Source organism: Vibrio sp. 704 (assembly GCF_033339295.1).
In genome coordinates, this window is the sequence record NZ_JAWOUH010000001.1 from 782,390 (window position 1) to 798,287 (window position 15,898).

Sequence of the window (15,898 nt, forward strand, 5' to 3'; positions counted from 1 at the left end):
CTCAGCTACTAGAAGGAAAAGCAATAGCCAGACCTATTCGCTACGCCAATTGTATATTACTCCTACCGCATAGCCATCTGGCTCGATGTCGGCTTGCAAAACGTGAAAGTCTGGGCAGGGGCTGCTTCTTTGAAGCTCATCAATCACTAACGCTTTTAAAACTCCGCCACATGCACCCAATCCGCCAAGTTTTATATCAACAAATTGATACTGAGTTTGATCGGTCACCCACGGAGACAAGAATTGCATTGAGTTTAACCATTGCGGCTCTTCCTCATTAACGGATAAATACAATTGACTGAGTGGATGTTCACAACTTACTCCTAATTGCTTAAACACCTTGTCCACGGCGATGCGTTGTTGTTTGGCATCTAAATCAATTCGAACAACATCAGGCACAAGACCTGAATGTCGAAAAAAACACTTGGTTAAAATGATAGAGCTTTGAGGTTTGACATGCCCTTCTACATCGCTCGTAACCTCTATAGCCAGTATCCAAGTCGCTTGCGTTTCATTAACTTCACGATTTATCCGATTTAGTGCCATCAAAAATGCAGCTTGGCCATAAGGATAAAAGTAAATTTCAGTATTGACAGTTTGGCCAACGAAAATAGAAAGCTCGCTTATCAATGCTTTAAGCAAGCTTTTGTCTACCGAAGATGGTAAAAGAACACAGAGATTCCCTTTGATATCAACTTGCTCAAGACTCTCGCGCTCAGAGCGCACGAGGCTTAATATATGCTCATCTATTGATTGAGCAAAGTCAGGGGGTCGGATTTCCTCGGACAATCTAAAAGAATCATCAGCTATCTCGCGAACGGTGTGTGAACGGCCATTAAAGGATAGAAGATGCGTTTGAAATGCGAGTGGCATCTAGCCTCCGATTAAAACCGTAGGCATACCAGATAGAATTTTGCCACCATGAGACGTTGAATCGCCGACTCTTGCGGCTGGTTTACCGTTGATTGTTACGCTAGAAGAACCTGCTGAGATACTATCCGGAGGACCGATACAAATAAGCTTGTCGCCTTGTCTTGCCGCAGGTATCCCGCCAATCGTTACGTTTGGTGAACCAACAACGACGGGACCACCGACATGCGGTATCTTTCCTGTTTTTTTAGGGCAAAGATGAAAGCTGCCCAAAATTGCGGCTGGTTTACCCACTTTAAATCACCTTAGTTCAATGAAATTTGCCCAGCTTTAAGAGCAATAGCTGAGCCGTTAATGGATATTTTATTACCTTTGATATTGATTTCTCCAGAGCTAGACATCTGAATAGAAGCACCACCTACTTTGATCTCGACGCTCTTTCCTGCATTAAAAGACAGTACTTCACCCGTTTCATTCGAAAAGTTTTTACCTACTTTCAAGCTCGCGTTCTGACCAACCTCTTGATTAACATCATTGGTCACTTTTTCGGTTTTACTGTTTTCAACGGCGATATCAACACAGTCTTCAACTAGCATTTGGAACAGTTTTTCAGCATGAAGATAAATGTGCTCTTCACCAGGCTTATCATCGAAGCGCAACTCATTAAAATTGGATGTACCTTTTTGTACAGAGCGTGATTTATAACCACTCTGAGAACTTTGCTCTGGTAAAGCGTAAGGAGGGAGTTGACTACCGTTATATAGTGACCCCGTAACGATTGGTTGATCAGGGTCTCCGTTGACAAACTCGACGATGACCTCTTGTCCGACTCTAGGGTGAAACACCGACCCCCATCCGTTACCTGCGATATTTTGCGCAACACGAATCCAACATGAACTATTTACATCGTATTTACCAACACGGTCCCAGTGAAACTGAACTTTGATACGGCCATGTTTGTCTATGTAAATTTCACCATCTTTGTTCCCCGTAACTATTGCAGTTTGCAAACCTTTCATCTGAGGTTTCGGATAGTTAACTGAAGGACGAAGGATTGTCTTTGAGTCAACACAACTAAACGAGACTTTGACACCTTGCGCACCGGTGCCACCTTGACCAGTCTGGTTATAAACAGCAGCAGACAAAAAAACAGAAGACAGTACATATTCTTTGCCAACTCGAGATTTATCTTCATGTTTTTTAAACTTGAAGCACTTGCCTACGCTGAATGTTCTGCACGTAGCCTCGCCACGACACAAATATGCATTTTGCTGTAGTGCTTCTATTGCATGCGTGTTTCTCAGTGCGTATTGATCATTGCTCTCCATTTCACCCATGTATTCAAAATACTCGCTTTCAGGCACTGTAAAAAAATCACTTTCACCCTTTGCAGTATTTTTAGGATTCGAAGAAGGCTTGAGCATGTTATAGCCTGACTTTTGACTCGCTTTAGTAGTCAGAATTTGCGTTTCATGCCAAGAAGAAATGTGGCTAGATTTCGCCGTACCTGTATCAAAATCGACTAAAAACTCAGTACCCGGCTTATAAAAACTGATGTCATCAAAAATATTGAGCGTATGGGCAGACTTAGTATGTGTAAAACAAAATGATAGCCCCTCTTCCGATAACAGACGTCGAACAAATTCAAGATCTGATTCTTCATATTGTACTTTGTACGTGTATTTAGGATAGGACTTGGTTAGCTCAAAACTAAAGGCAACACTATGCTCCGATAGTACTTCAGAGATAATTTCCTTTATATCTTTATGCTGAAATATTCTGCAATTTTTTCGATATTCAGCGAAACGTAATTTAGGCTCTATTAATAATTCTATGTTTTTATAATTTTCGCCTTTATGTGTATTAGAAACCCTTTTCCCTTCTAATCTTGCAGCAGAAACGTAACCATGCATATAACGAGGATTTGAAGAAACATCCTCATTATTTTCAAGGGTAATGGTAACTTCCTTACCAATAATTTCGTTTAACTCACTTCGTTGATCATTAAAGTAAGCTTTAGCACGCAATGAAAAAAGTTCTGAGATCTCTTCTTTATACTCAAACGAGTTTAGTATGATGGCATCTTTACCGAATGGGGAAGAAATTCGGATGAAATTGTTATCTTGAGTTGCTCTTTTCATTAAATACTTCTTTCAAAAAAATGCGGAGGAATACTCCCCCGCATGAAAATTACATTTGTTGACCTTTAACACCGCTGTAGCCGTATACCAATGGAGCAGAAGTGTTGTTCTTATCGTCAGTAGGAGTCACTGTCATCATCATTTCTGTGTAAGAAATTGTGATAGTTTCAACTGGACGATCGTCTTGGATAGAAACTGAGTAGTTAGAAATCATCGCATCAGTCAGTTCGATCTTCATGATCTCTTCAACCTTCTCACCCTGCTTAGTAATATGGAAAACCGCTGGTTTACCTTTACCAATCGTCGCTTCTTTAAATAAGTCAGGAGAAGAACGGTCTTGAAGTTTAGTGATAGTCAAATCATATAGACGAGTAGCGCTCGCTTCACGGTCCATCGCTGTACCAGTGTATGATGAGATCTCACGACCTACACTCCAATCTACAGATAGTAGTGTAATCAAATCTTTGTATTGCTCGGCTGTTGCCTCACCCTTAATATCTGCGTATTTAAGATACGTATTAGACTGCATGCTAATCTCCTATAGCATTATTAATTGACATATATCGTAGTAATTTAATTATCTGACGTTTGGTGATAATTAGTGATTAATGTATCAAAAACTTCATTTTAAATACGCCCTGTTATATCTTTAAATAAGATTTAATTTAAGCGTTTTTTATAAAAAATAATAGTTAATATGAACCAACTCCCAATTATTATTGAGAGTGTAAAGGATGTTAAACTATTGAGACATCAAGTCCACTAGTTGTACCTTTAACAATAATTTCATCAAACGTCTTATCATTAAGAATTGCATGCAATATTTCATGAGAAATCTTCGGAAGCAATGTATTTTCTATGGTTGTTTGTACCACACGCGCACCACTGCCAGACTCATTGCTATTGTCTACAATATCATTAATTAGTTCCTCATCAAAAAACAGGTCAGCGTTATAGTGCTTACGAATACGAGTCGTAATTTTATCCAACTTTAATTTTGTTATTTCTATCAATACTTTTCTTGATAGAGGCAAATAAGGTAATACGTTCACACGCCCTAAAAATGCAGGTTTAAAGTCGACCAACAAATCATCGCGTAAAGCATCTTTTAGTGCTGACGGCTCAGGAGATAAATCAGGATCAGAATACAAAGACATCGTCGTTTCGGTCCCTGTGTTCGCGGTCATAATAATAATAGTGTTTTTAAAGTCTATATCTCGACCTTCACCGTCTTTAATTGAGCCTTTATCAAACACCTGATAAAAAATATCTTGAACACCAGGGTGCGCTTTTTCCATTTCATCGAGGAGAATTACACTATAAGGTTTACGTCTAACAGCTTCAGTCAGTACACCTCCTTCTCCATAACCGACATAACCAGGAGGAGAACCTAATAGCAATGAGACTTTATGCTCTTCCTTAAATTCCGACATATTGATAGTCGTGACATTTTCTTCACTACCATAGACTTTCTCTGCAATCGCCAAAGCCGATTCGGTTTTACCCACTCCGCTTGGTCCGGTTAGGAGAAATACACCATTTGGTCGTGTCTCATCCGTGAGCTGCGCACTCGCGGTTTTTATCACTTCAGACATGAGCTCTAAAGCGTGATCCTGCCCGACAACTCGCTTACACAAACTTTCTTTCAAACCCAATACTGCTTGGATTTCATCATCCTGAAGTTTACCTAGCGGTATACCGGTCCAATCCGAAATAACTTCTGCGATTAGCGCTTCATTTACATGCGAAAAAACTAAGGGCTGTGAGTTAGCGGAAAGGTTATTTTCAAGCTCTTGTAACTTGTCTCTAGCAGTTTCAGAACCCTCCTGGATTATTTGGGTTCTAAGTGACTTAGCTTCATTTACCCATTCTTTTTCTTTTTCCCAAAGTACTTCTAATTCAATAATGTCATTAGATAGCGCATCAATCTCTTTTCGGACACCTTGCAGCTGCACATCAAGAGATGCTCCTAGCCGACTCTCTTGGCTAAGATGCTCATACTCAGCTTGCTTTGCTTTAAGTTTGTTTCTTTTCGCATCTAGGCCTCCCGGTGTAGATGACTGACTTAACGCAACTCGAGAACAGGCCGTATCCAAAACAGAAACCGCTTTATCTGGCAGTTGACGACCATTAATGTATCGAGCTGACAGTTGGACCGCTGCATTGAGAGCTTGGTTAGTGATATGAACATCGTGGTGTTGTGCCATTACATCAAGTAAGCCTCGTAACATTTCGATCGCGAGTTCAGGGGCAGGCTCATCAACCTTTACGACTTGAAAACGCCTAGTTAAAGCTGCATCTTTTTCAAAATACTTTTTATACTCTGCCCACGTTGTTGCTGCGATCGTTCTGAGTTCACCTCTCGCTAATGCTGGCTTCAGAATATTCGCCGCATCACCTTGGCCCGCTTGCCCACCACCGCCAATTAGGCCATGAGCTTCATCAATGAACAATATAATAGGCTGTGGAGCGTCGTTTACTTCCTTAACAAGGTTCTTAAGCCTGTTTTCAAACTCACCTTTCATGCCTGCGCCGGCTTGCAGTAACGCCAAATCCAGAGACTTAATTGCCACATTTTGCAGAGCGGGAGGTACATCGCCATCAATGATCTTTTGCGCCAAACCTTCAACAACGGCTGTTTTTCCAACACCAGCTTCTCCCGTAAGAATCGGGTTGTTTTGTCGGCGTCTTAATAAAATATCGAGCATTAGGCGAATTTCATTATCTCTACCAATCACCGGATCTATTTTACCTTCCCTAGCTTGCTCAGTAAGGTCTGTTGTAAATTGATTCAAGGCGGAATTCGCGTTTGACTGCGCTAAGTCATTCGATCTTGATTGAGGCGCATTACTTTCTTTAAAGTTCAATAAGCGAGATGGTTCTATCTTGTTTAGTTCAGGACTAATCGAACCAGCCATGTTGACTAACGTATCATCAGACAAGTAGGCAAATAAAAGATGGATGCACCCCAACTGTTCTTGATTGAATTCAATGGTTGCAGACAACAAGGCATTTTGCATAACAGTCACCGTATGAGCTGATAGCCCAGGCACCGACTGGCATCCTGTTTTGTATTTTTCTAATGCCTTTTGAATATCGGTTTCAACCTTGATTTTATCGACATCAAATTCGTCAAAAACTTCAGAGTAAATATCGTCAGGATGGCGGATAATCATCATTAACCAGTGAGACATTTCAATACTGTGATGAGTTCGGGAGCTTGCCATCGCAGCTGCCTGTTCAAGTGTTTCCTTAGCCTGAGGAGACAATCTTTCGACCAACGCTGAAAGTGAGAGTGAAGCCATTACATTTCCTTTAAATAGTAATTGTTATAGTTCGATCTTTTGTACGTTCGTGTTTTTTAAGCACAGAACCAATACCTAACTGCCCCTGCTGTTTCGATAAACAAGCTTGTGGTAGCAAACTATGTTTGGTGGTGAGCTGCCACTTCAGTTGTTTATGTTTTCCAATCAACTCATAAGCAGCGTTCTTAATGATTGCTATATTGGGTTGGTTAGGAAGCAATTTACTAACTAGCTGTTTATCTTTTGGCAGAAATTCTATTGTTGTCCCCGCGTTGATGTTCCATGCTTTCGAACCCAAAGACGCTCCTAAACCAAGTTGAGCAAACTGCCCTTCAGGCATAGTTCGGGATGCAAGGCGTGTTTGCTCTTCTTTCGTAAGGTGTAACCATTGTCCTTGAAATTCATGAACTTTTACTTGGCATCCAGATAAACATTCAAGAATACTTTTCAGTCCACCTTTACTTCTCACTGGTGAAGCAAACACACCACCATAGTGCCGGGACAGTGAACTCCCTTTCCCAGTTAATGCCGATTTACAGCTTTCTAACGGCGAACGCGCGCCCTGCGCATGCGCACGAGACTGAACAGTCAGCTGACTCAGTTGCCAACATCGATAATAAAGAGATAATAAGCGATGATTGAAAATATCGTAGAAGTCCACCATAGCCGTATCGCCTTCTTTTTGGCGATGTAAAGCTAATTCACTATAGTGCTGGGGAAGCACACCTTGCTCACCCGTTAGGCCTATTAAATTGGTCTCAATCTCTAACTTGCTGTCATCTATATTTTTCAGTTCACAAAGCTGAGCATTTTCAAAACCTAATGATGGATTAACCTTTAAGTTTAGCTTTTCATGCTTCGGTAACGCATCTGTTCCTATTTGCGCCTCTGCTTGCAGAACTTCGTGTTCAATAAGATGAATCGCTTCAAACAATGGATGTTGCTTTAATTCTCGATAAAATTGTTCCGCGCTCATAGCAACACCTTATCGCCAGTTAATGCGGGCCATAGGTGGAAAGACTTTCCCGTGGACTTAATTCTTATTTCTAACTGCGTAAAAATGTTAATTTCAGCATATTGCGAGAAGTAAACAGATAAAACACTACCTAAGAGAAAGATCTGCTCTTTAGGTAAAATTTGATCAGAAACCGTCAAAATAATTTTTATACCGTGCGCAAATCCAACTTTGCCTTTCTGACTAATTCTTCCTGTAGTAGGCTCAAACTCTAACTTAGTTAAAGCATCGATTACCGCTTTCGTTTCTGCTGTCCCAGAAAATGCATAGAGATTAAGGGTCTGCTTCAAAGTTGCTAAACCATCTTCCTCGGTAAAATGGTTTAAAGTTAAAAGCTTAGTTAACTGCCATCGTGTGCTTTCATCCATTTCTGGCCGAATAGTTTCTGATAAAGAAACTAAACAACGAACAGATTCGAAATTGTCATTTACCTCCGGTAAAGATACTTGCGGCAGCCCACCTCCAAATGGAAGTTTCTGCGCTAAGTTGCGGTTACAGCACTCAGCTTCCACGTACATTAACCAGTTTTCCCGGCTATCCGGGCTGAACAATTGATGTTTTTTATCAACAAAAGAAATGTAAGTTTCTCTACCTGGCTCATCATACCCACCAGCCCAGTTCTTATCCTCACGTCTCATCAACCAATAAATCTCACTAGTGTTTGTATAATGCGTGTGCTCACCAGCGTGATAACATGGCAAATTGTGGTACGTTTTGTTCCAGTTTCTCAACGTTACGTCAGAAATTGAGACAACCTCATTACTTTCAGATTCTTGGTATTGCGGAGACAAGTGGTAATCGTATTCAGTTGGTAGAATACGCTTAGGCTCCATAATACTTTTAAATAAGTTGATTACAGGCACACAACCTACCATTAAGCTTTCTTCGTCCACTTGCTTTGGAAGCCAGTCATCGTTGGTATCAAAGTAAAAATACAGTTCGACTTGCTCTCCAAGATCTAGCTCAGATAATCCAAGTTCGGTGATATCAAAGAACATAAACTTCTCAGGAAAGTGCAAATACTCAACAAGTAATCTTGCTCCTGAAAAGCTTCTTTTACTGTATGGCACAACTTTCTCATCTTCTGAAAATCCTACTTCAGAAAGATGTCTTTTGGTTAAAGGACGAACTTCTTTGCCATCCACAACAACAGATAAACCAATTAGGTTTTGAAACAGCATTTGGTAGAGCTTAAAAGTCAATTGAGATTGACCGTTTAAATAGAAGCGCAGCCGTTCTATCCCCATTTCACCAAGAGGAGTCTCTTCATCTTGAGCCGTGAGCTGTACTTTCAAAACTGAATGAGCATTGCTTTCCCATCGTGAGCCAACTGGCTTGAAAGGCGCATTTTTAAAAACGCCAGAGGTCACATCAACAGGATACATTCTGACCGGATAACAAGTTCTAAACTCGCATTCATGATATCCAGTAGCACCGATAACAACTCGCTCGCCTTCTTCTACATCAAAATAAGAGGAAGTGGAGTTAGAACAGCTCATTTTAATGACTGACATTGACGGGATTGGGGCGTGAAAATCCGGATATAACTGTCCCATCAAAGACTCTGTAAACTGAGGGTAACTATTGTCTAAGCTTTGTCTAATCCTTGCTGTTAGAAATGCGCAGCCTTCTAACAATCTTTCTACGTGTGGATCGTCAACCTGTTCCTCACTAATACGAAGTCTCGCGGCAATCTTGGGATACTGCTCACCAAACTCTTGCCCTTTGTGACGCAAATAAGCTAACTCGCGATTATAGTACTTGAGAAACTCTTCACTCATTTTGCTCTACTCAGTTTCATACCTAAATTTACCGGCTCTACTTCAGAATTGAATCGCACTTCATGAATACTGTTATCAATTAAGCAAGTGGCATTTATCTGTAACCTCAATACCCTATCAATAGCGTTTTTCTCGTCCGAAATCTGGACATGAGGGTTCCTTAACCTCGGCTCAAACTCTTTAATTGCATCATGAACGATGTCGCAAAGCTGATTCTGCCCTTCTTGGCTGCTATAGGGCATTGAGGAAAAATCTGGCAGCCCATAGTTCAATATTGAATAACGAACCTCTAGAAGATCATCAGGAATATTTTTCCATCCAATACGACTATTCAGCATCGACTCTAGATCTCTAAGTAAGCTGCTCAACATCTGTTGCTGGCTTGCAGGGAAGTCTTTCTCATCTCGAGTGAGAGGATCACTATCTATCAATTTGTCGAGCAGAGAAACGGTTAACGACATGATATTTCTACGCTATTTGTTTCTGTTCTAATAATGTAGTCAAATCACAGATTGGAAGCGCTGAGTCACCGACTAACCAACATTTTTGACCCAAGCCAACAAAAGATTCTTGCTCACCAATCTGCTTCCAATCCGTTTCTCGGCCTAACTTTTGTGCATCGGTCTCTGAGTCGACATACGTCAAAGGCATATGGCCTTCGCCTTCACCAAGTCCATCGATATCAAACTCGACAGGTCGCCAAATACTTTCTAACAAAGAAGTAGGTGCTTTAACTTCTAGCGTATGGATGCTCGATATGGGTACAAGAAAATAGTTACCTGCTGTAGAAAACAGTTCAATGTAACCACCTAAACGATCATCAATATCTCTAGCATCTTCGTAGTTTGTGCCGTTTACGTTAAACCCTTTAATAGTACGACGCTCTTCAATGCGATGCGATAGACGTGACGCTTCTTCGTACTCTTGATTTCCGAGAGCAAGATTAAATCGAACAAGCTCTTTAGTTAATTCCTCATCACCTAATACTTTGGCACTAGCCGCACCATTGATAAAATCCTTTCTAGCTTGAGCTGCTTTCACTAAATGTCGTAGCTGACTTGCACCAGGCAGATACTCAGGAAACAATTTAATCGATTGCATGAGCTGAGCGTCCGCACGCTCGAAGTCCCCATCAATGCAAAGAAGCTCAATGAAGGAACTTCTCAAGCTCGCATCTTTAGGGGTTGCTTTAATTTCATCAATTAATTGCTCTAGAGCGTGTTGCAATAGGCCTTGGGACAAAGCATTTTTCCATTGAGTCATTGTTATTTCCTTACACCATGTGCTCTGGTGATAATTCGGTAATTAATTTAATGCTAGATACCATTTGATCGAGTTGAAAATGCGGTCGCAAATGGATAACTGAGTAATAATGTCCAGGAGTTTCTCTTTTCTCTCGAACTGTAATTTTCGCTTCATTTAGGGGGTATTTAGCTCGAAGCTCATCAGACGCTTCATCTGATGCGGTAGTGTACTGATGTAACCAGCGTTGAAAGTCACGCTCTAGGCTTTCTGCGTCTTGATACCCACCAATTTTGTCACGCCCCATAACCTTGAGATAATGTGCGACTCGCGATACACACAATGTGTATTGCAACATCGATGTCAGTTTTGCATTCGTTGAAATATGCTTTTCTGCGTATTGTTTGGGCTTGTAGAGAGATACATTCGAGGTCATCCCTACCATATCAGTCTCAGGTATTGGAGAAATAGAAATAAAACCGCACTCAGACAATTCTTGCTCTTTTCTCTCAGTGATTTTCAAGTTTAACGGACATCTTTCACGATCATTCTTGCCATTAACACGCATCGTGCTCCTTGTAGGAGCGGCGATAATACCCTGACTGTAATCGCCTTGTTTAATCCCTCGCATATGCGTGAACCAACCATGTTCCTGAAATGCTCTAATTGATACAGCAGCAAAACAGTACGCACTACTCCCCCATAGCAAATCTCGGTTGGAGTCGTAGATGTGTTCTTGAAAATTGAATTTATCATTCCGCGAGCCATCACTTTTGTATGGCTGACGGAACAAGACGTTAGGTGCAGTCAAACCAATAAATTTAGCGTCATCGTTATCTCTCAAACTACGCCACTTTGCATAATCTTCCTGTTCAAATTGGGCTGCTATATCTCTTATCGCAGAGAGTTGAGCGAAACTATCAACACCAAACATCTCTGGCGATGCAGACATGATAAATGGGCTGAATGCTGCAGCTGCAGACTGAGAGATCTTACTCAACACAGACAGATCTCTATCAAAATAATTTTTACTAGGATCACAGCGAAGCTGATAATCTCCAACCACCACACCAAAGGGTTCTCCCCCTGCCATGCCATATTCATTTTGATAGAGCAACTTAAATAGTGCTGATTGGTCAAACTCGATGGCTTTTAAAGCATCTTTACTGATTTCATTCCATGTCGCCGTTAAAACCTTAACTTTTACAGAGTCCGATGAACGAGAATCAACCTGTTCACATAAATACCTAACTCCAACCCACCCCCTTTCGAGCTGTTGAAACTCAGGATGATGTAATATTTCATTTAGTTGAGATTCTAATAGCTCATCAATGCGGTTAATTGTGTTCATCACACTATGACGAAAGCTGTCCAAATCTCTTGAACGTGTACCTTCTAGCCAAATTCGCGCTGACGCTACAAGATCAGAAGATTCATTGAATCGAGTCAACCACGGGCTATCAAGTTCAGCATAGCCTCCGGTACTGAACTCATGTTTTAGCTTGCTAGGGTCGCGAAAGTTAAGTGACACTGCTAATTCCATCTAGAACATAAAGATTGGTCATGGCTGGCCTTTCGACCAGCCAATTCATTTCTTATCCACCTGACTGAGGGATTTTTGCCACAAGTCGCAAAGATGTGGTCAGTTCTTCCATTTGTAACCAAGGCTTCAGCCATGCTACGGCATTGTAAGAACCAGGTGCGCCAGGAATTTCCTTAACCTGAACACGAGCGTCTGCTAGAGGGTATTTCGCTCTGATCTCTTGACCACCGCCTTCAGAAGCATTGACGTAACCTAGGATCCAGCGGTTCAGCCAAGACTCAACGTCTTCTGCTTCCATAAAGCTACCAATTTTATCTCGAGCCATTACTTTCAAATAATGCGCAAAACGAGATGTTGCCATCATATAAGGTAGGCGGGCAGAAATGGCCGCATTGGCCGTTGCTTCAGGGGATTCATGGTTCGCTGGTTTTTGACAGGTTTGCGCACCAAAGAATACTGCATAGTTGGTGTTTTTGTAGTGACAAAGCGGTAAGAAACCAAGCTTACCAAGCTCCGCCTCACGTCTGTCGGTAATACCAATCTCTGTTGGGCACTTCATATCAGGGTCGCCATCATCACTCATGAAGAAATGCGTTGGCAAGTTATCCACTCGACCGCCGCCTTCTGCACCACGGATGGCAGTACAAAATCCATATTTTGAAAATGCGTCGGTTAACTTAACACCAAGAACATACGAAGAGTTCATCCAACAGTAGTCGTTATGTTCAGCGTTAACAGCAATACCTGAAACAGGATCTACTTCGAACTCTTCAAACCCAAACTCTTCGACTGGAGCGGTAGCTTGTCCGTATGGCAAACGAGCAAGGACTTTTGGCATCGTCAGACTAACGAAGCGCGAATCGGCACTCTCGCGGAACGAACGCCATTGGGCGTATTCTAGTGATTCAAATACCTTATCTAGGTCGCGTGGTTTTGACAGCTCAGTCCACTCATCAAAGCCGAATAGTGCTGGTGAAGCCGCGGACAAGAATGGAGAGAAGCCAGAAGCCGCTACATTTGACATTAGGCGTAACGACTCAATATCTTCTGGGTGGTTGGTAAACTCATAGTCTCCAATCAATGCACCATACGGTTCACCACCAGCACTACCAAACTCAGACTCGTAAACCTTTTTAAAGATCTGGCTTTGATCAAACTCAACAGCTTTGCTCAAGTCTTTATGTAGTTCTTTCTTGGTCATACTCATCATGCGAACTTTCAGAGTAGAACTGGTCTCTGAATTCATCACTAGATAATTTAAGCCGCGCCAAGAACCTTCGAGTTTCTGTAATTCTGGGTGATGCATTACTTCAGACAACTGTTCAGAAATCTGCCTATCGAGCAAATTAATCGCTTCACGAAAAGTTACTGTTAGGTTTTTGTTCCAAGTAACTGTCCCTTTCATTGCTTCTTCAGCGAGCGTTTTAATCAGCTCCTCAGCACGAGAAGCTTCGGTCTGCTTAGTCGCACCAATAGCTTGATCTAAGAATGAAGTTGTCTGTTCATTAACAGTTGGATCTAACTGTTTTTCAGCTTCAGTCGTCATTATTCCGCTCCTTCAGTACTGTCTGACTTCGCTTTCTTGCCAAGATCTAACTCGCCTGCAAGTCTTGCCAGATTGTCTGTATTGTTCAAAACATCCTCTAGGATATTTTCAAGCTCTTCTGAGCGGTCAACTTTTGTCATCAAATCACGCAGTTTATTACGCGTTTCCATCAATTGGCGTAGTGGATCAACTTGATTTACGATCGCAGCAGGCTCAAAGTCTTGCATTGATTTAAAGTTTAAATCGACCTCAAACTGTGAATCGTCATTCGCAAGCTTATTCGCAACTTTAAACTTCACCGATGGATTCATTTTTTTGAGTACATCGTCAAAGTTATCTCGATCGATCTGAATAAAACGGCGGTCTTTTAATGGCTTCAACGCTTCTGTGTTTTGACCAGCGAAGTCACCCATTACACCTACAACAAAAGGCAGTTCTTTCTTAAGAGTTGTACCTTCAGTTTCAACATCATAGGTAATGTGGACACGAGGCTTCCGTACTCGTGATAGTTTCGAGTGGATACTCGTCATACCATTCTCCCTTTATTAATTTTCATTTTGTTCTGCTATGCCAACCAAACGGAAGTAGCTTTTCTTTGCATCCCCGTCGGAGATAAGTTCCGCCAGTAACTCCGGCAGAGGCATCCCACACCAACGAATGATCTGTTCGATGGAGTAAGAAACTGGTGAGTGAGGTTCACTCTCTCGGAAGAAATCAGCTACTTGCTGCAATTGTCTAATTGCCTGCTCTCGTGATTTCATGTTTGTCGCTAATAATGCATCACAACTTTGTGCACTTAACGGTTGTTCAGAAGAAGATTCATCAAGATCCTCTAGCTCTTCAATCACTGCTTGTGGTTGATTAAAACGATCTCCAAGAAGGTGCTTTAATGCCGAGTGTATTGATTCAAGTCTTTTTGATATATAAGAGCTAGGAGTCACATCACCGACCGCTTCATCTAATCGCTGACTGAATTCATTAAATGATTCCGTAGCGAACTCCAAATCCGTGATTAATTCTTGATAAAACGTATCAGAAGTCGACTTAACCGTAGTTATAATTTCAGATAGCTCAACAGCCCCAAGCTCGACTCGATTTCGGCGCTTATCTTCGTCTAAGCGCTCAAGCTCTATAGCTTGCTGATATTCCCAATAGGCATAAGCTTGCTCCACGCCTAAGTCAGTCAATGGTATACAAGCAATTGGAAAAATAAGTGTTCCTTCACTATCGATACCATTGAGGCCAATAATCGCCGATATTCTTGTCTCAATACCATCTTCATCAGGCATTGGGTACAGATCATCCCAAAAGTTCTCAATTAAACTGGTTGCGAGTTTGTAGCCAACGCCCATACCACGAAAACCATACAATCGAGTTAGGGCTTCTATAAGCCAGGCAACAAATTCCAAATCTTTAGACTGATTCGTGAGTATTTCTGGGACATCTTCAATAAATACTCGCCATAAATTACTGTGGGTATAGATACTTTCTTCTTCTATAAGAGCATTACGTTCAGCGTTGCGGGCGGCCATACGCTGATCTTTCAACCGATAGTAAGCAGACTGTGGTGATACATCCTCTCTAGGATCAATACCTGTAGGATTTTCTTGAGATATAGGAGCCAACGCTTGTTCATACCAATCAAACATTTCATTACTCATAAGCTCTCCCTCTTAGAAAGACAGGTATCGTCGCGTCTTCTCTAGTTACTGTTTCGCACTCCGTTTGCGCTTGGCGAACTTTGATCAAAGCACAAGTTACGTTATCACTTGCGCCCCGAACCAAAGCCGAATGCATGAGCGCTAATCCAGCTTGGTTGACTGAGTCTGCATACAATGTCCGATGAATTTCATCACTCGTAAGTTCCTTAGAGAGTCCATCGCTACAGAGTAGAAACTGATCGCCGTCAGCCAACTGCCCTGAAACTTGATCAATAGTGACACTTTCGTCGACCCCAACAGCTCTGGTAATAACATTTGCAAGAGGGTGCGATTCGGCATCTTCAAATGCCAATAAGCCCTGATCCACTAAGTCCATGACTTGACTATGATCACGTGTTTTTTGGACAAAATTACCACTTCTAAGCTGGTAAATTCGGCTATCACCCACCCAAAGACAGTGGTAATACCCATCCTGAATAAACAACAAAACAAGTGTTGTTCCCATCGTTTTACCGTCTAAGTGATTTTGTGCGTATTGGTAAATTTCTAAGTTCGCTTCTTGAACCACTCTTCGGATATCATCGATATTAGTATTGGAGACATCCTGCATGTGACGCGCGACTCTATCCACTAGCATCTGGCTTGCTATATCGCCAGCACTGTGTCCACCCATTCCATCGGCAACCACCCAAATATGCTGTTCTGTCATATCCAACAGAGCATCCTCGTTATAAGGGCGTACTTTTCCTGCGTGCGATTTAGCAAAGGTAAAATAGTTCCAATTCATTCTTCTA

The 15,898-nt window shown here is 41.7% G+C and carries 14 protein-coding genes; all 14 read right to left on the bottom strand.

Going from position 1 to position 15,898, the window contains the following annotated elements:
- Nucleotides 1-33: 33 nt before the first annotated feature.
- Complete coding sequence (locus R7R24_RS03275) at nt 34-873, bottom strand: hypothetical protein (RefSeq protein WP_054578967.1); 840 nt, start codon at nt 871-873, stop codon at nt 34-36.
- A complete protein-coding gene (locus R7R24_RS03280) occupies nt 874-1,164 on the bottom strand; it encodes a PAAR domain-containing protein (protein WP_005375969.1) in 291 nt (96 codons plus the stop codon).
- 11 nt (nt 1,165-1,175) lie between these two features.
- Nucleotides 1,176-3,011 carry a type VI secretion system tip protein TssI/VgrG gene (gene tssI, locus R7R24_RS03285; RefSeq protein WP_017820211.1) on the bottom strand — a complete coding sequence of 612 codons (1,836 nt, stop codon included), beginning with the start codon at nt 3,009-3,011 and terminating at the stop codon, nt 1,176-1,178.
- A gap of 49 nt (nt 3,012-3,060) precedes the next feature.
- Entirely contained in the window at nt 3,061-3,540 is a 480-nt protein-coding gene (locus tag R7R24_RS03290; RefSeq protein ID WP_005375967.1) for an Hcp family type VI secretion system effector, read from the bottom strand.
- Nucleotides 3,541-3,748: 208 nt separating this feature from the next.
- Entirely contained in the window at nt 3,749-6,316 is a 2,568-nt protein-coding gene (gene tssH / locus R7R24_RS03295) for a type VI secretion system ATPase TssH (RefSeq protein ID WP_054578968.1), read from the bottom strand.
- Between the two features lie 10 nt (nt 6,317-6,326).
- Complete coding sequence (gene tssG, locus R7R24_RS03300) at nt 6,327-7,292, bottom strand: type VI secretion system baseplate subunit TssG (protein ID WP_005375963.1); 966 nt, start codon at nt 7,290-7,292, stop codon at nt 6,327-6,329.
- On the bottom strand, nt 7,289-9,112 hold the full coding sequence (gene tssF / locus R7R24_RS03305; RefSeq protein WP_017820213.1) for a type VI secretion system baseplate subunit TssF: 1,824 nt from the start codon (nt 9,110-9,112) through the stop codon (nt 7,289-7,291). Before tssF ends, tssG begins: the two co-directional genes overlap by 4 nt.
- Complete coding sequence (tssE, locus tag R7R24_RS03310; RefSeq protein WP_017635621.1) at nt 9,109-9,573, bottom strand: type VI secretion system baseplate subunit TssE; 465 nt, start codon at nt 9,571-9,573, stop codon at nt 9,109-9,111. Before tssE ends, tssF begins: the two co-directional genes overlap by 4 nt.
- 7 nt (nt 9,574-9,580) lie before the next feature.
- Nucleotides 9,581-10,375 (bottom strand): type VI secretion system accessory protein TagJ, encoded by a 795-nt coding sequence (locus R7R24_RS03315; RefSeq protein WP_017820215.1) that lies wholly within the window; start codon nt 10,373-10,375, stop codon nt 9,581-9,583.
- Nucleotides 10,376-10,385: 10 nt separating this feature from the next.
- Entirely contained in the window at nt 10,386-11,897 is a 1,512-nt protein-coding gene (gene tssC, locus R7R24_RS03320) for a type VI secretion system contractile sheath large subunit (protein WP_021707734.1), read from the bottom strand.
- A 52-nt stretch (nt 11,898-11,949) separates the two neighbouring features.
- Nucleotides 11,950-13,443, bottom strand: coding sequence for a type VI secretion system contractile sheath large subunit (gene tssC / locus R7R24_RS03325; RefSeq protein WP_042520999.1), 1,494 nt, complete (start codon nt 13,441-13,443; stop codon nt 11,950-11,952).
- Nucleotides 13,443-13,973: a type VI secretion system contractile sheath small subunit gene (tssB, locus tag R7R24_RS03330; RefSeq protein WP_005375949.1), complete on the bottom strand. Its 531-nt coding sequence runs from the start codon at nt 13,971-13,973 to the stop codon at nt 13,443-13,445. Before tssB ends, tssC (R7R24_RS03325) begins: the two co-directional genes overlap by 1 nt.
- A 15-nt stretch (nt 13,974-13,988) precedes the next feature.
- Nucleotides 13,989-15,104 carry a type VI secretion system protein TssA gene (tssA, locus tag R7R24_RS03335; RefSeq protein ID WP_054578969.1) on the bottom strand — a complete coding sequence of 372 codons (1,116 nt, stop codon included), beginning with the start codon at nt 15,102-15,104 and terminating at the stop codon, nt 13,989-13,991.
- On the bottom strand, nt 15,097-15,891 hold the full coding sequence (locus tag R7R24_RS03340; protein WP_005375947.1) for a PP2C family protein-serine/threonine phosphatase: 795 nt from the start codon (nt 15,889-15,891) through the stop codon (nt 15,097-15,099). Before R7R24_RS03340 ends, tssA begins: the two co-directional genes overlap by 8 nt.
- Nucleotides 15,892-15,898 lie beyond the last annotated feature (7 nt).